The organism is Exiguobacterium sp. U13-1 (assembly GCF_001750115.1).
In the GTDB taxonomy this organism is placed as follows: domain Bacteria; phylum Bacillota; class Bacilli; order Exiguobacteriales; family Exiguobacteriaceae; genus Exiguobacterium_A; species Exiguobacterium_A acetylicum.
In genome coordinates, this window is record NZ_CP015731.1 from 854,422 (window position 1) to 869,434 (window position 15,013).

Consider the following 15,013-nt stretch of genomic DNA (forward strand, 5'->3'; position numbering starts at 1 on the left):
CTCCTTAAAACTCGACCGTACGCTGAATCGTCGCAAGGACACGTTCTGGCGTCGGAATGTAATGGTCTTCGAGGGCGAACAGCGGGACCGGAACATCAAAACCGGTCACGCGGGCAATCGGTGCCCGTAAATAAAGGAACGCCGTATCATTAATCAACGTCACGAGATCATTACCGAGACCACCCATTGCTGCGGCTTCATGGACGATGACGGCACGACCCGTCTTTTGAACGGAAGCAGCAATCGTTTCCCGGTCAAGTGGATAAAGCGTCCGTAAGTCGAGGACTTCGCAAGAAATTCCGCGTTCCTGAGCAGCCGTTGCTGCCTTTTGGGATACTTGAACCATTGCTCCCCAGGCGATCAACGTTACGTCCGTCCCTTCGCTGACGCAGCGCGCTTTTCCGATTTCAACGGTATACGATTCGCTCGGTACGACTTCCTTGAATGAACGGTAACTGCGCATCGACTCAAGGAACAAAACGGGATCTGGATCTTCAATCGCAGCAATCAATAATCCTTTTGCATCGTATGGTGTCGCTGGACAAACGACCTTAAGACCAGGCATCGATGTAAAGAGTGCTTCTGTACTGTCGGAGTGAATTTCCGGTGCCCGAATACCGGCACCATAAGGCGCACGAATGACCATCGGCACACTGTACCGTCCCATCGTCCGCATCCGAATACGGGAGACGTGAGTCATGATTTGTTCATAGGCAGGGTAGATGAAGCCGAGAAATTGAATCTCGACGATCGGTTTAAAGCCATTGATGGCAAGTCCGATCGACGTACCGACGATGCCAGCTTCACTGAGCGGTGTATCGACAACCCGGTCTTCCCCGAACTCTTCTTGTAAGCCGTCCGTTGCCCGGAAAACGCCACCATTTTTTCCGACATCTTCTCCAAGGACGAGCGTCGTCTCATCCTCTGTCAGTTTCGTTCGTAAGGCATCTGTGACAGCTTGGACGAGTGTCATCTCCGTTTGACGATTGATTGGTGTTGCCATCTCATTTCCCCCTTGCTAGCAGATACGCTTCTTTTTGTTGCTGGACATCAACCGGCAAGGTCGCGTACGTATGGTCGAACAGGTCATTGACGTCTGGCGCCTTGAATTGCTCCATCGCAGTTACTGCCGCTTCAACTTCTGCCTGATGCCGTTCCTGTAGCTGTTGCATCCATGTTTCGTCGAAGTAGCCTTGGTGTTTTAAGAACTGTTCGAGTCGATCAAGTGGATCGACCCGGTCACGTGAACGAGCTTGATCGCGGTATTTCGTTGGATCATCAGCTGTCGTATGGGCACCAAACCGCCACGTGACGGCTTCGATCAATGTTGGTCCGCCGCCAGATCGGGCACGCGCAACGGCTGCTTGCATCGTGAAATAGACGGCAAACGCATCGTTCCCGTCGATCCGGACGCTCGGCATCCCGTAGGCGATCGCTTTTTGGGCGATCGTTTCGGAATGCATCTGTTTTTCGATCGGAACAGAGATCGCGAATTGATTGTTTTGGTTGAACAGAATGACCGGTGCTTGGAAGACACTGGCGAAGTTCATCCCTTCGTGGAAGTCGCCTTCAGAAGTCGCCCCGTCACCAAAGTAAGCGACCGCGACGTTCGTCGTTCCTTTTCGTTTTTCCGCCCATGCGGCGCCGACAGCATGCGGAATTTGCGTCGCAATCGGCACGGCAGGAGGGAAGATGTGTTTCTCAGATGGCACGCAACCTTCGACACGACCGTTCCAGTAAAGAAGGGTCCGAACCATGTCGGCACCGAACGTCAACGTCGCACCGTGATCTCGGTACGTCGGGAATAACCAGTCCTGATCGGACAACGCCAGTGCACTACCGACTTGCGCTGCTTCTTGTCCTTCGAACGGTGCATAAGTGCCGAGGCGCCCTTGGCGTTGTAAGTTGATCGCTTTTCGGTCAAACGTCCGGATTCGGTGCATCTGTTCATACAGGGTGAGGGCGAGCTCTTTTGTCAAATCGTGTTCTTTTGATGCGTCGATGATACGACCTTCTTCATCGATGATGCGTTGAATCGGAAAATGTTGCTCCATGTCAGCCCCTCCTTCAGTGGTTACGGATATCCCATTTTGGTTTTGTCGTATTCGTAAAGATGTTGTTGTGTTTTGCTCGGATTTGCATCCGTTTTTCACACATTCGGTTCGCGGCTTCGACCGTCGTGATGTTCTCTGCTTGCGACTCCTTGAAGACTTCGAGTACTGCGTCATAGATGTGACGTGTCTTCAGGAGGACCCGTTCGTGATTTGCTCCGTACAGTTCGTCCGCGACTTGGATCAATCCGCCACCATTGACGATATAGTCCGGTGCATACAAGATGCCGCGGTCCATCAAGACGTGAGCGAGCTGTTCATCCGCAAGCTGATTGTTCGCCGAACCGCAGATGGCTTTGCACGGTAAGAGGGCGATGTTTTGAGCGTGAATGACACCACCGTACGCACATGGAACGAAAACATCAGCATCCGTCAGATGAATTTCGTGAGGTGAGACGACGCGAACTGTCCCGGGTGCCATTTCGGCTTGAGTTACGATTGCTGCGAGTGCGGCTTCATTGACGTCTGAAACATAAATCGTCGCACCGGCGAATAACAGTTGCTCTGCGACCTTGAAGCCTACTTTGCCAAGTCCTTGGATCGCGTAAGTCGCACGACTCAAATCGTCTGAACCGAATAACGTCTCGATCGTCGCCCGAAGTCCATAGACGACACCTTCAGCCGTCGGGATCGATGAATCCCCGCTACCACCAAAGGCTTCTGGAATGCCAACGATGCGTGATGTCTCCCGACTAGCGTGAACGAAATCATCCATCGTCGTGCCCATATCCGTTCCGGTGTAAAAACGTCCACCAAGCGAATCGACAAAGCGACCGAAGGCACGGAAAAGCTCCGGTGATTTATCCGTTGCTGGATTGCCGATGATGACGGCTTTACCACCACCGAAATCAACGTCAGCGGCAGCACATTTATACGTCATGCCGCGCGACAGGCGGAGGACATCGTCAAGTGCTTCATCGACAGAAGCGTAAGGCGCCATACGACATCCACCGAGAGCGGGACCGAGCGTCGTATCGTGAATGGCGATGATCGCTTGTAAGCCTGATACCGGATCGTTGCAAAAGACGACTTGTTCGTGACCCGCGATTTTTTCCATGATCGAGAGCGTTGGATTCGTAGATGGGTTTAACGTGTTCATAGTAGAGTCCTCCTCTATCAAATATAAGTAAGCGCTTTCATTTTGTTGAAACATTATTTTGTAATTTTTCTTGAATTCGGCTTTTTTCCAAAATGAATTGTGTGACTTCCCCTGTACCGATGATCGTGTGTCCATCCCGGACTTCGATGTCGGCGTCAACACGACGTGCCGTGAGGCGTGTTACTGTAGCGGTCACGATTAATCGTGCGCCTTCTGCTGCCATCCCGAGATGCTTCAACGAAACCGCACCCCCGACGCCTTCTTCGTCTGTCTCTAAGTAGGGCAGAATGAGTTGACGTGCTGCCCATTCCATATGGTAGACCATCGAAACGGTGGAGTATGCCGGATGAACCAATTGACCTTCGAACCGTGCAAACATATCTTGCGAGACGACCGCTTGAATCTCTGCTGTATCCCCGACAGCTAAACCTGGTTTCATCGTGATCCCCCTTCACTACAACGAATCCTCATTCAATCAAGTGGTCTTACCAAAAATAGTATAACACTTGTCACACGATATTTTATCAACCCGTTACAAAATGAGCAAATCATTTCAGAAATATTTTCCAAAAAAAGACTCTCGATTATGAAAATCAGCTTTATAAGCCAATTTATTTACTGACAAAGTGCGTTGAAGTGATAAAGTAAGAATCGTTTGGGAGCATTTAACAAAACAAGATTGACAACATTGTGAACGTATCGTACGTTAAACATATAACTAAAAACAAACGACCGTTTAATTATTGTATACATGATGAGGAGGTGCAGGTATGTACGATCAACATCAGGAAACAATGGATGCGCAAATGCGGGAGCAGCTACAGATGGAGCGATTACGTCAAACGATGGCGCACGTCACACGCGTCCCGTTCTATCAAGAACGTCTGCAGACACTGCGGATGACAGCAAATGACTTTCAAACGATCGAGGATTTGCGGAAGTTTCCCTTCACACGCAAACAAGATTTACGCGATCATTATCCGTTCGGGCTATTCGCCGTCGAACGGGAACAGGTCACCCGGATTCACGCCTCGTCTGGAACGAGCGGTAAACCGACCGTCGTCGGGTACACGCAAGAAGATTTAGACGACTGGGCAGGTGCCGTGGCGCGCAGCTTAGTCTTAGCCGGTGGTTCGTCAGCTGACTTATTGCACAATGCATACGGCTACGGACTGTTCACAGGGGGACTCGGGCTTCACGCAGGGGCAGAAAAACTAGGCATGACGATCTTGCCGATTTCCGGCGGCAATACGGATCGCCAAATCACGTTGATTGAGGATTTTCGACCGGATGGCATCTGTGGGACACCTTCTTATATCTTACGACTAGCAGAACGCATGATCGAACGAGGCATCGACCCACGAAAGACAAGCATGCGTTACGGCATCTTCGGAGCTGAACCATGGTCGGAAGAGATGCGTCAGACACTCGAACAAACCTTTAATCTACAGGCATTCGATATTTATGGACTCAGTGAAATCATGGGACCAGGTGTCGCGATGGAGTGTCAGGAGCAGGCAGGTCTGCATATCATGGATGACTTATTCATTACGGAAGTCGTCGATCCCGTTACGGGGGAACCGGTACCAGATGGTATGGTCGGGGAACTCGTTTTTACAAGCTTAAAAAAGAAAGCGCTTCCAATAATTCGCTACCGGACGGGTGACTTAGCATCGATCACGCATGAGGCGTGTGCCTGTGGTCGGACGACGACACGAATGTCACGAGTCAAAGGTCGGACGGACGACATGCTGATCATCCGAGGCGTTAATGTCTTCCCATCTGAAATTGAACGCGTCTTACTCCAACAGCCGGACGTGACGCCGCATTATCAAATCCATCTTGTGCGCAAAGCCGGACTCGATGCCGTTGAGCTACATATCGAATTCGAAAACATCTCGGAGCGACAAATGCGTTCGATATGTGACGCCATCAAATCGGAATGTCTCATTTCCATTGATCTCGTCTGTCACCCGCATCAAGGGTTACCACGATCAGAAGGGAAAGCCGTTCGGATCGTTGATCGACGCTCGACATCACTCGTCTGATTCAAAGGAGGAACTAGCATGTATGATGCAACACAACTGTTCGAACCCGTACAACTGACGGAAGAAGAAAAATTAGCACGCTTCAAGGAACGGATTGAGCAAGGTGAAAAGATTGAAGCTGATGACTGGATGCCTGCTTTTTACCGGGATACGCTAATCAAATTGATTTCGATGCACGGTATCAGTGAAATCATGGGTGCGCTTCCGGAAAAAGAATGGGTTCCAAAAGCACCATCGCTTCGCCGGAAGCTTGGCATCATGGCAAAGGTCCAGGATGAGATGGGACACGGGCAACTGTTGCTTCGTGTCGTCGAGGATTTGATGAAGCCATATGGCAAGACACGCGGGGATTTGATGGACGATTTATTCACCGGACGATTGAAGTTCCATAACGTCTTCCACATGCCGACACGGTCATGGGCTGATGCCGGGATGATCGGTTGGCTCGTCGATGGGGCGGCAATCATCACGCAGACGAACATGCTCGGTGCTTCGTACGGACCGTACGCGCGTGCCTTGCAACGAATCTGTGCAGAGGAAGTCTTCCACGCGCAACACGGAGAGTCGATCATCATGGCACTCGCAGAAGGAACACCGGAACAGCGGGCGATGATTCAGGAATCACTGGACGAGTGGTGGGAATCCTTGTTGATGTTCTTTGGACCAGCCTCGAAAGAGACGACCGGGACATCAAAACAGGACGTGACGATCGCCTATAAGATTCGGACGAAAACGAACGAAGAGCTCCGGCAAAACTTCTTTACGAAGTACGTGCCACGGATTCGTTCTCTTGGACTCGTTATTCCGGATCCGACGTTACGTTTTGATGAAGAGACCGGGCAATGGGAATATGCACAACCAGACTGGACGAAATTCAAGACGATCATCCAAGGGGGAGGACCACGTTCGAAGGAGCGACTGGAACTGCGCCGGACATCTTATGAAAATAACGCCTGGGTACGGGATGCACTCGCTGAAACGAAGGCATGAGAGGGGAAAGCACGATGAACGAGACGTTTTATCATGAATTCGAAGTCTTTAGCAAACGGACGCCGAACGCGGCGTTCACCCATCAATTCAGCTTGCTCGCTCCGAACAAGGAGATGGCACTGTTGATGGCGCAAGAAAACTTCATGCGCCGGGAACCGGTCGTCGACATTTGGGTCGTCAAACGCGAAGATATCCGTGGTTTATCACCCGATGAGAAGCAGATGCTCCAACGCCTCGATAATAAGGACTACCGGACGACGAAAGGGTACGGCTACTTGAAGAAAAAATGGCGTCATTACGAGCAACAGATGCTCGATGAAAAAGAGATCATGTCTTGGCAAGGAGGCGATTCCAAATGACAGAACAAGAACGGACGGCACTCGCCTCCTTACTCTATCAACTCGCGGATGATGATTTCCTTTACGCGTATCGTGGTTCGGAATGGCTCGGACTCGCACCGCATATCGAAGAGGACGTCGCTTCGTCTTCGATTGCGCAAGACTCGATGGGACACGCAGCGATGTATTACCAACTCCTCGAAGAACTCGGCGAAGGAAATGCTGATGCATTAGCTCATGTCCGACTGGCGCATGAACGAAAGAATTCGATTCTCGTCGAACGTGTCAACGGACCTGGCTACTACATGGAGAAGCCTGAATATGACTGGGCATTCGCCGTCGTACGGAACTATTGCTACACGGTCGCGAAAAAGATCCGGATTGATGCTTTGAAGTCGAGCAGTTACGAGCCACTCGCTACGGCTGCCGTCAAGATCAACATGGAATTGTACTATCATTTGCTGCACTGGCAAACATGGTTCACCCAGCTTTATCAATCGACGGAGACGGCGCGGCAGAAGATGGATGCAGCCCTAGAAAAAGTCCTTTATGACTTCGGTGACATGTTCGATTATGGCGAACACGGTCAATTGATCGAAGAGATGCGGTTGATCGAAGGGCAAGGGATTTTACTCGATCGTTGGTATCAGACGATCACACCGTTACTCGTCGAATTGAACGTGACGCTTCCAGAAATGCAGATGACGCGTAACGGGCGGGACGGCGATCACACGGAAGATTTGAATGACGCGCTTTCAACGCTCGGAGAAGTTTACTTGATCGATCAGACAGCGACGTGGTGAAAGGAGAGGGAAGCATGACGACGACACTCCATCATGCGATCCGAGAAGCCCTGAACGGGGTGAAGGATCCGGAAATTGATAGCGTCAGTATTTTAGATCTTGGCATGGTCGAGACGATGGACGCGGAAGCGACGGAGCATGGTTACCTAGTGCGCGTCACGCTTCTCCCGACGTTTCTCGGTTGCCCGGCGCTTGAAATCATCAAAAAAAATACCGAATCCGCCTTGCAGGTGATTCCGAACGTCGAACAGGTCGACGTCCAGTTTCGGTTTGATCCACCGTGGACATCAGACCGGATCACGGAACAAGGCATGCAAGGATTAAAGGCATTCGGCATTGCCCCCCCACGGTTTGAACAAGGGAAGTGGGAGATCGACTGTCCGTATTGTGGATCGACGTATGTGACGATGGAAAACTTATTCGGACCAACGGCATGTCGGAGTATTCTCTACTGTAAATCGTGTAAAAATCCATTTGAGGCGATGAAACCCGTCTCTACTCTCATGTGAAGGAAGGTAATCAATATGGCAAAATTAATCGCACTTTACAAACATCCGGAAAACAAGGAAGCATTCGATCAGCACTACTTTGAGGTCCATGGTCCATTGACAGCAAAAATTCCAGGACTGCAAGAAATGAACGTCACAAAAATCGTCGGCTCACCAATGGGCGGAGACGGAAAGTATTACTTGATGTGCGAGATGGTCTATGAAAGTCAGGAAGCGATGCAAGCAGGTATGCGTTCGCTCGAAGGAAAAGCATCCGGGAAAGACTTGATGAGCTTTGCAGGGGATCTCGTCACATTGATGATTGGTGAAGATGTCCATGCCGACACAACAGTACGTTAAGACGGAAATGGTCGATCGGATCGGTCGGATTCGACTCGACCGGACGGCACGATACAATGCGCTGAACCGGACGATGGTCCGGGAAATCGTCGAGGCGATGGAGGCGTTTGACCGCGACGATCGGGTGACGGTCATCGTCTTGACGGGAAACGGAAAATCGTTTTCAGCAGGTGCCGATATCGAGGAGATGCTCGAAGCGACACCGATTTCGATGGAACTCCTCGATCCGTTCGCGGACTGGGACCGGATCAGCCGAATCAAAAAGCCAATCATCGCAGGTGTCCACGGCTTCGTCCTTGGCGGCGGCTTCGAACTGGCACTCGCTTGTGATTTAATCTACGCCGATCCGGAGACGCAGTTCGGATTCCCGGAAGTCGGACTCGGCGTCATGCCGGGAGCAGGCGGAACGCAGCGTTTGACGAAATGTATCGGTCGGACGCGGGCGCTCGAGTGGCTCTTCACCGGTGACCGGATGAAGGCAGAGGAAGCGGAACGACTCGGTATCATCAACCGGGTGACGGCTGACGTCGAAGCGACGGTGCTGGCGATGGCAGAGCGGTTATCGAACCAACCGAGTATGGCGTTACGATTGATCAAGGATGCGGCAAACAAAGCTGTCGATTTATCGTTACAGGATGGGATGGAGCACGAACGCCGTAACTTCTATCTCTTGTTCGCGACAGCCGATCAAACAGAAGGCATGCAAGCATTTCTCGAAAAACGATCACCGATTTTCAATCAACAGGAACAGGAGTGAATACAATGTCGACAGTACATGAAAAAACACTTGAAATGAAACGGTCCGTCTATCACTTGCTCATCAACGGCGAACAAGTTGAGGGCGCAACAGGCGAGACGTTCAAAACATATAATCCGGCAACGGGCGAAGTGATTGCGGATGTCGCAAAAGCATCGAAGGAAGACGCCGATCGTGCCGTTCAAGCGGCACGCGATGCGTTTGATCACGGAAAGTGGAAGATGTGGCCGGTCGGACGTCGGGCACAAATCTTGAATAAGATTGCGAGCATCATGCGTTCCCGTTTCAACGAAATCGTCGAACTGGAGATTCTTGATACGGGGAAATCACTGGCTGCGGCGCAAGGGCAAGTCACGCAAGCGATTGAAGACTTCGAGTTCTATGCAGGTGCGATCGTCGGTCACCGCGGTGTCGTCAATAACGTACCGGGACAATTCCATAACTACACTGAAAAGGAAGCGGTCGGTGTCTGTGCGCAAATCATTCCGTGGAACTATCCGTTGATGATGGCAGCTTGGAAAGTCGCACCAGCAATTGCGGTCGGTTGTTCGGTCGTCGTCAAACCAGCGACATTGACACCGTTGACAGCCATCATTCTCGGTGAGATTTGTCTAGAGGCTGGTGTACCAGCAGGTGTCGTCAACGTCATCCCGGGATCTGGACGCGAGATCGGCAACCATCTCGTCGAACATCCTCACGTCGATAAAGTCGCCTTCACGGGCTCGACTCCAGTCGGAAAAGACATCATGGGACGTGCGTCGGAGACGCTAAAACGAGTCACACTTGAACTCGGTGGAAAATCACCGAACATCGTTTTTGAAGATGCAGACGTAACGGCAGCCGTTGATGGTTCGTTGTTCGGGATCTTCTATAACAGCGGTCAATCGTGTGAAGCGCGCTCGCGCCTGTATGTCCACGAGGAGATCTACGAAGCATTCATGGAACAGTTCGTCGCGAAGACAAAACAACTCGTCCTCGGTAACCCATTCGATAAAGGAACACACGTTGGAGCGATCATTGACCAACAACAAGTCGATGTCATCGATGGATATGTCCAGTCGGCGAAAGCGGACGGTGCAACGATCGTCACAGGCGGTCACGCTTCAGCACCAGAAGGATACGAAAAAGGATTCTGGTACGCACCGACGATCATCACCAACGTCACGCACGAGATGAAAGCGGTCAATGAAGAAATCTTCGGACCGGTCGTCGTCGTCATGCCGTTCAAAGATGAAAAAGAAGCGATTCGTTTAGCAAACGATACGTCGTTCGGACTCGGGTCAGCCGTTTGGACGAAAGACGGCGCGAAAGCGACACGTGTCGCCAATCAAATCAAAGCCGGGATCGTCATGGTCAACTGTCCGTTCTCTGCTTTCCCGGGTACACCGTTTGGTGGCTATAAACAATCGGGCTTCGGTCGTGAACTCTGTATCGAAACACTTGATCTGTACACAGAAACGAAGAGTATCTTGTCGTATTACGGCAGTCGTCCACTCAATCCGTTCGGACTATAAGCAAGAGGGAAGGCTGGAGTTCCGTCGGGAAGTCCAGCCTTTTTTAACAGCACAGGGGATAAGGGGGAAATTAGATGGTAGAACAAATCGTCGTCGTCGGATCCGGCGTCATGGGACGTGGCATTGCGTATGTTGCCGCACACCGCGGATTTCAGGTGACACTCGTTGATATCAAAGAAGCGTATGTTGAAAGTGCGTATCAAGAACTCGAACGTATCGCAGAGAAAGGCATCACGCGAGGCAAGATGTCCGCGAACGAGGTCGAGGGACTATTCGATCGGCTGAGTCTGTCGACGGATTTGGCAACGGCAGCGAAACAAGCGGATCTCATCATTGAAGCGGTACCGGAACAACTGAGCATCAAACAGCAAGTCTTTGAAACGTTAGAAGCACATGCACGACCGGACTGTTATTTTGCGACGAACACGTCAACGATGAGTCCGACGGAAATCGCGTCCTTTACGAACCGCGCGGACCGGGTCATGGCGATGCATTTCTTCAATCCGGTCCATCTGATGCCACTGATCGAGCTCGTTCGTGGTCTTGAAACGTCGGATGAGACGGTCGCAGCTCTTGAGCAGGTGGCGCGTCAGATGCAGAAGGAAACGGTCGTCATCCGTGAGTTTCCGGGGTTCGTGACTTCGCGGATCAGTGCGCTCGTCGGAAACGAAGCGTTCTACATGTTACAAGAAGGACTCGGAACACCAGAAGAGATCGATAAAGCGATCAAACTCGGCTTAAACTATCCGATGGGACCATTCGAACTCGGGGACTTGGTCGGACTCGATACTCGACTCCATAACTTAAAGTATCTGCATGAGAAGCTCGGCGAAAAATACCGTCCGGCACCACTACTCGAACAGTATGTCAAAGCGGGTCGACTCGGTCGTAAAACAGGTCGTGGCGTCTATGACTATACGAATCGTGAGGTGACATCATGAGACGTGTCGCTATCATCGATGCCGTTCGGACACCGATCGGTCGCTATAACGGCGCGTTGCGTCAGGTTCGTCCAGATGACTTAGGAGCACGTGTCATCGAAGCATTGCTTGAACGTAATCCACAAGTCGATCCGAAGACGATCGAGGAAGTCATTTTCGGCAATGCGAATCAGGCGGGAGAAGACAATCGTAACGTCGCCCGGATGTCTGGACTACTAGCTGGTCTACCGGTCGAAGTCGCCGGTACGACGATCAATCGCTTATGTGGATCAGGACTCGATGCTGTCATCGCGGCAGCGCGGGGAATTGCCTTAGGTGAAGGCGATATCTATATCGCTGGTGGAACGGAAAGCATGACGCGTGCACCATTCGTTCTCGCGAAGCCGGATCAAGCCAACCCACGTGGCAATCAGACGATGTACGATACGACGATTGGTTGGCGTTTCGTAAATGATCGTTTAGCAGATCAATACGGAACGGATTCGATGCCGGAAACAGCTGAGAACGTCGCCCGTCAGTACGGCATCTCGCGCGAAGCACAGGATGACTTTGCGTTTGAGAGCCAGCAACGCGCAAAACAAGCGATCGAGGCAAATCGCTTTACTGAGGAACTAGTTGCGGTCACGCAGACGGACCGGAAAGGTAACGTCAGCGTCTTCGACCGCGATGAACATCCCCGTCCTGAGACGACGCGTGAGAAACTGTCGACGCTTCGTCCGTTATTCCCGAACGGTACCGTGACAGCGGGAAATGCATCTGGCGTCAACGACGGTGCGTCGGCGCTGTTATTGATGAGTGAAGAAAAAGCGAAGGCACTCGGTTTGACACCTCTCGGGTATTATCGAGCGAGTGCGACAGCAGGGGTCGAACCTGCCATCATGGGCATTGGACCGATCGACGCGACAAAAAAAGTCCTCCGGCGGGCAGGGTTGACGGTCGAACAGCTCGATCAGATCGAGTTAAACGAAGCCTTTGCGGCTCAAAGTCTTGCTTGTATCGAAGTACTCGGTCTACCGACAGAAAAAGTCAACGTCAATGGCGGAGCGATCGCCTTCGGTCATCCACTGGGTGCGAGTGGTGCTCGGATTTTGACGACATTATTGCATGAGATGCGCCGGACGAACCGGACGTATGGTCTTGCGACGATGTGTGTCGGAGTCGGACAAGGGATTGCCCTCGTCGTCGATCGGGAGGGACTCATATGATTCACTTAGAACGAGAAGGCTATATCGCGATCGTCCGGATTGATCGCCCGGAACGCTTAAACTGTCTCGATTACCCGACGCTTGTCGCCTTGCAGGAACAAGTCGATGCGTTGTCGGTCGACTCGGAAGCGCGGGTCGTCCTGTTCACCGGAACCGGTAAAGCTTTCAGTGCAGGCGCCGATTTAAAAGAACGCGTGCAGTTGAATGAAGAAGAAGTCCGGCGCAATGTCCTCGCGATTCGCAACGTCTTCACGTCGATCGCACAATTACCCCAACCGACAATCGCTGCCGTCAATGGGCACGCGCTCGGTGGTGGCTTTGAATGGATCCTTGCCTGTGATTTCCGCTTTCTCGTCGAGGATGCCCTCGTCGGGTTGACGGAGACTAGCTTCGGAATCATTCCTGGGGCTGGCGGAACACAACGCTTGCCGCGATTGATTGGGGAGACACGGGCGAAGGAATTGATCTTCACAGCGAAAAAAATCGATGCGATGACGGCAGAACGTTACGGACTCACGACCGCTGTCGTCGCCCGGGAAGCGTTGATGACGACGTGTCTTGAGTTTGCCCATCAAATGTTACAAAACGGTCCCATCGCCTTGCGTCAAGCGAAGCGAGCGATTGATCAAGGGCGGGATGTCTCGCTCGAACGAGGACTACAGCTCGAAACGGAAGCCTATGAAGTCGTCATCCCGACCGCAGATCGTCAGGAAGCGCTACAAGCCTTCGCTGAAAAACGGGCACCACGCTTTGAAGGAAGATGAGGATGGTCGACGTTTGAAATAACCCGTATACTAACGATACACACTATGAACGACTGAAGAGAGAGTGAATACCATGAGTGCGAACACCCAATCAATGATTTTTACGATTTACGGCGACTATATCCGGCATTACGGCAATCACATCTGGGTCGGGAGTTTAATTCGACTCGTCAAAGAGTTCGGACATAACGAACAAGCCGTTCGGGTCGCGGTATCCCGAATGGTTAAACAAGGCTGGCTCGTCTCTGAGAAGCAAGGAAGTAAAAGTTTCTATTCGTTGACGCCACGTGGAGTGGAGCGAATGGAGGAAGCCGCGCGCCGGATCTATAAATCAACACCGCACGACTGGGACGGGAAGTGGCGGACGCTGATGTACACGATTCCCGAGGATAAGCGACAAATTCGCGACGAGCTTCGTAAAGAACTGACGTGGAGTGGGTTTGGCAACTTATCGAACGGGGTCTGGATTTCACCGAACCCGCTTGAAAAAGAGGCGGAACGATTGATTGAAGCATATGAAATCGAAGAGTATGTCGATTTCTTTGTCGGTGAATACCATGGTCCAAAACAGGACCAATCCCTCGTCGAGCGTGCGTTTCCGCTAGAGGAATTGCAGGAACGTTACGAGACGTTCATCACGGATTATAGCCGGCAATACATCGTCCATCAGAGTCAGCTCCAACTCGGAGAAATGACGGATGAACAGTGTTTCGTCGAACGGACGATGCTCGTGCATGAGTACCGGAAGTTCCTTTTCACGGATCCGGGATTACCGCAGGAACTGTTACCAGATGCTTGGAGCGGACACCATGCGGCGCTCTTGTTCGAACAGTATTACCGATTGCTCGCACAGCCAGCGAGTCGGTTCTTCGAATCAATCTTTGAAGAGACGCACGATGTGTCACAACGCAGTGCTTCGTACGACGCAGCGGAACACCCGCTGTTTGCGGAGCGATAAGAACAATACATGAAAGAGCGGGACGGATCAGTTGATCCGCCCCGCATTCGTGTCATTCAGATGTATTCTGTTCAGCTGATTCTGCGAGGATGTTTCGGAAGGCATATCCTTTATCGACGTAAGAATCAATCGACTCCTGAATCATCGCGAGATCTGCTTCTGTTAGTTCACGCACGACTTTACCGGGTGAGCCGATGATCAGCGAACGGGGTGGGAAAACTTTTCCCGACGGAATCAACGTATTCGCCCCGATGATGCATTCTTCACCGATGTCTGCGTGATCAAGAACGGTTGCACCCATTCCGACGATCGAACGACGTCCGATTTTGCAACCGTGTAAAATCGCGTTATGTCCGACCGTCACTTCATCTTCAATGACGACGGGTGCCCCTTCATAGAGATGAATCGTCGCGTTGTCCTGGATACTGCATCGTTTCCCAATCGTAATCGGTCCTTCGTCACCGCGTAAGACAGCGTTGAACCAGACGGTAGACTCGGAACCGATCGTCACGTCTCCGATCAGATAAGCACCAGGAGCGATGAATACATCGGAGGCGACGTTCGGATGAATCGATTGATACGGAATTTTCATAACAGAATGACCTCGTTTCTATAATAAGATGAATTACTATTCATT

17 protein-coding genes are annotated in these 15,013 nt (G+C 51.6%); 12 read left to right on the top strand and 5 right to left on the bottom strand.

Annotation, left to right across the window (positions count from 1 at the left end):
* Positions 1-4: 4 nt before the first annotated feature.
* Genes ESP131_RS04425 through ESP131_RS04440 form a run of 4 tightly spaced genes read right to left on the bottom strand, consistent with a single transcriptional unit; the run spans position 5 to position 3,649 of the window.
* The gene (locus tag ESP131_RS04425; protein WP_069940261.1) at positions 5-1,003 is read right to left on the bottom strand and encodes an alpha-ketoacid dehydrogenase subunit beta; all 999 of its coding nucleotides are present in this window, start codon (positions 1,001-1,003) and stop codon (positions 5-7) included.
* A 1-nt stretch (position 1,004) separates the two neighbouring features.
* Complete coding sequence (gene pdhA / locus ESP131_RS04430) at positions 1,005-2,054, bottom strand: pyruvate dehydrogenase (acetyl-transferring) E1 component subunit alpha (protein ID WP_047391568.1); 1,050 nt, start codon at positions 2,052-2,054, stop codon at positions 1,005-1,007.
* 13 nt (positions 2,055-2,067) lie between these two features.
* Positions 2,068-3,210: a Glu/Leu/Phe/Val family dehydrogenase gene (locus ESP131_RS04435; protein ID WP_069940262.1), complete on the bottom strand. Its 1,143-nt coding sequence runs from the start codon at positions 3,208-3,210 to the stop codon at positions 2,068-2,070.
* Positions 3,211-3,247: 37 nt separating this feature from the next.
* The gene (locus ESP131_RS04440; protein ID WP_047391561.1) at positions 3,248-3,649 is read right to left on the bottom strand and encodes a thioesterase family protein; all 402 of its coding nucleotides are present in this window, start codon (positions 3,647-3,649) and stop codon (positions 3,248-3,250) included.
* A gap of 331 nt (positions 3,650-3,980) precedes the next feature.
* Here ESP131_RS04440 and ESP131_RS04445 point away from each other — a divergent pair, with 331 nt between their 5' ends.
* From ESP131_RS04445 to paaX, 12 genes are all read left to right on the top strand, one after another.
* Entirely contained in the window at positions 3,981-5,258 is a 1,278-nt protein-coding gene (locus ESP131_RS04445) for a phenylacetate--CoA ligase family protein (RefSeq protein ID WP_069940263.1), read from the top strand.
* 18 nt (positions 5,259-5,276) lie between these two features.
* Entirely contained in the window at positions 5,277-6,248 is a 972-nt protein-coding gene (gene paaA, locus ESP131_RS04450) for a 1,2-phenylacetyl-CoA epoxidase subunit PaaA (protein ID WP_029343359.1), read from the top strand.
* Between the two features lie 14 nt (positions 6,249-6,262).
* A complete protein-coding gene (paaB, locus tag ESP131_RS04455; protein WP_023466991.1) occupies positions 6,263-6,607 on the top strand; it encodes a 1,2-phenylacetyl-CoA epoxidase subunit PaaB in 345 nt (114 codons plus the stop codon).
* Positions 6,604-7,389 (top strand): 1,2-phenylacetyl-CoA epoxidase subunit PaaC, encoded by a 786-nt coding sequence (paaC, locus tag ESP131_RS04460; protein ID WP_069940264.1) that lies wholly within the window; start codon positions 6,604-6,606, stop codon positions 7,387-7,389. The genes paaB and paaC overlap by 4 nt, the downstream gene beginning before the upstream one ends.
* Before the next feature lie 14 nt (positions 7,390-7,403).
* Positions 7,404-7,898, top strand: coding sequence for a 1,2-phenylacetyl-CoA epoxidase subunit PaaD (gene paaD, locus ESP131_RS04465; RefSeq protein WP_029343362.1), 495 nt, complete (start codon positions 7,404-7,406; stop codon positions 7,896-7,898).
* Positions 7,899-7,913: 15 nt separating this feature from the next.
* Positions 7,914-8,237, top strand: coding sequence for an EthD family reductase (locus ESP131_RS04470; protein ID WP_023466996.1), 324 nt, complete (start codon positions 7,914-7,916; stop codon positions 8,235-8,237).
* Complete coding sequence (locus tag ESP131_RS04475) at positions 8,215-8,994, top strand: enoyl-CoA hydratase/isomerase family protein (RefSeq protein WP_029343363.1); 780 nt, start codon at positions 8,215-8,217, stop codon at positions 8,992-8,994. The genes ESP131_RS04470 and ESP131_RS04475 overlap by 23 nt, the downstream gene beginning before the upstream one ends.
* 5 nt (positions 8,995-8,999) lie before the next feature.
* Positions 9,000-10,508, top strand: a complete 1,509-nt coding sequence (locus tag ESP131_RS04480) for an aldehyde dehydrogenase family protein (protein WP_029343364.1) — start codon at positions 9,000-9,002, stop codon at positions 10,506-10,508.
* Positions 10,509-10,582: 74 nt separating this feature from the next.
* Positions 10,583-11,449: a 3-hydroxyacyl-CoA dehydrogenase gene (locus tag ESP131_RS04485; protein ID WP_029343365.1), complete on the top strand. Its 867-nt coding sequence runs from the start codon at positions 10,583-10,585 to the stop codon at positions 11,447-11,449.
* Positions 11,446-12,654 (top strand): acetyl-CoA C-acyltransferase, encoded by a 1,209-nt coding sequence (locus tag ESP131_RS04490; RefSeq protein ID WP_047391543.1) that lies wholly within the window; start codon positions 11,446-11,448, stop codon positions 12,652-12,654. Before ESP131_RS04485 ends, ESP131_RS04490 begins: the two co-directional genes overlap by 4 nt.
* On the top strand, positions 12,651-13,418 hold the full coding sequence (locus ESP131_RS04495; RefSeq protein ID WP_069940265.1) for an enoyl-CoA hydratase-related protein: 768 nt from the start codon (positions 12,651-12,653) through the stop codon (positions 13,416-13,418). The genes ESP131_RS04490 and ESP131_RS04495 overlap by 4 nt, the downstream gene beginning before the upstream one ends.
* A 73-nt stretch (positions 13,419-13,491) precedes the next feature.
* Entirely contained in the window at positions 13,492-14,376 is an 885-nt protein-coding gene (gene paaX / locus ESP131_RS04500) for a phenylacetic acid degradation operon negative regulatory protein PaaX (protein WP_047391534.1), read from the top strand.
* 52 nt (positions 14,377-14,428) lie between these two features.
* Here the strand turns inward: paaX and ESP131_RS04505 are convergent, their stop codons facing one another.
* Positions 14,429-14,968, bottom strand: coding sequence for a gamma carbonic anhydrase family protein (locus ESP131_RS04505; protein WP_029343369.1), 540 nt, complete (start codon positions 14,966-14,968; stop codon positions 14,429-14,431).
* Positions 14,969-15,013 lie beyond the last annotated feature (45 nt).

What these genes read in the sequence shown, in the direction of transcription:
- ESP131_RS04490 (WP_047391543.1), top strand. Translation starts at nt 11,446, where the DNA reads ATGAGACGTGTCGCTATCATCGATGCCGTTCGGACACCGATCGGTCGC.
- ESP131_RS04480 (WP_029343364.1), top strand. Translation starts at nt 9,000, where the DNA reads ATGTCGACAGTACATGAAAAAACACTTGAAATGAAACGGTCCGTCTAT.
- ESP131_RS04445 (WP_069940263.1), top strand. Translation starts at nt 3,981, where the DNA reads ATGTACGATCAACATCAGGAAACAATGGATGCGCAAATGCGGGAGCAG.
- ESP131_RS04505 (WP_029343369.1), bottom strand. Translation starts at nt 14,968, where the DNA reads ATGAAAATTCCGTATCAATCGATTCATCCGAACGTCGCCTCCGATGTA.
- ESP131_RS04495 (WP_069940265.1), top strand. Translation starts at nt 12,651, where the DNA reads ATGATTCACTTAGAACGAGAAGGCTATATCGCGATCGTCCGGATTGAT.
- pdhA (WP_047391568.1), bottom strand. Translation starts at nt 2,054, where the DNA reads ATGGAGCAACATTTTCCGATTCAACGCATCATCGATGAAGAAGGTCGT.
- paaX (WP_047391534.1), top strand. Translation starts at nt 13,492, where the DNA reads ATGAGTGCGAACACCCAATCAATGATTTTTACGATTTACGGCGACTAT.
- ESP131_RS04485 (WP_029343365.1), top strand. Translation starts at nt 10,583, where the DNA reads ATGGTAGAACAAATCGTCGTCGTCGGATCCGGCGTCATGGGACGTGGC.
- ESP131_RS04470 (WP_023466996.1), top strand. Translation starts at nt 7,914, where the DNA reads ATGGCAAAATTAATCGCACTTTACAAACATCCGGAAAACAAGGAAGCA.
- ESP131_RS04435 (WP_069940262.1), bottom strand. Translation starts at nt 3,210, where the DNA reads ATGAACACGTTAAACCCATCTACGAATCCAACGCTCTCGATCATGGAA.
- paaC (WP_069940264.1), top strand. Translation starts at nt 6,604, where the DNA reads ATGACAGAACAAGAACGGACGGCACTCGCCTCCTTACTCTATCAACTC.
- ESP131_RS04475 (WP_029343363.1), top strand. Translation starts at nt 8,215, where the DNA reads ATGCCGACACAACAGTACGTTAAGACGGAAATGGTCGATCGGATCGGT.
- ESP131_RS04440 (WP_047391561.1), bottom strand. Translation starts at nt 3,649, where the DNA reads ATGAAACCAGGTTTAGCTGTCGGGGATACAGCAGAGATTCAAGCGGTC.
- paaA (WP_029343359.1), top strand. Translation starts at nt 5,277, where the DNA reads ATGTATGATGCAACACAACTGTTCGAACCCGTACAACTGACGGAAGAA.
- ESP131_RS04425 (WP_069940261.1), bottom strand. Translation starts at nt 1,003, where the DNA reads ATGGCAACACCAATCAATCGTCAAACGGAGATGACACTCGTCCAAGCT.
- paaB (WP_023466991.1), top strand. Translation starts at nt 6,263, where the DNA reads ATGAACGAGACGTTTTATCATGAATTCGAAGTCTTTAGCAAACGGACG.
- paaD (WP_029343362.1), top strand. Translation starts at nt 7,404, where the DNA reads ATGACGACGACACTCCATCATGCGATCCGAGAAGCCCTGAACGGGGTG.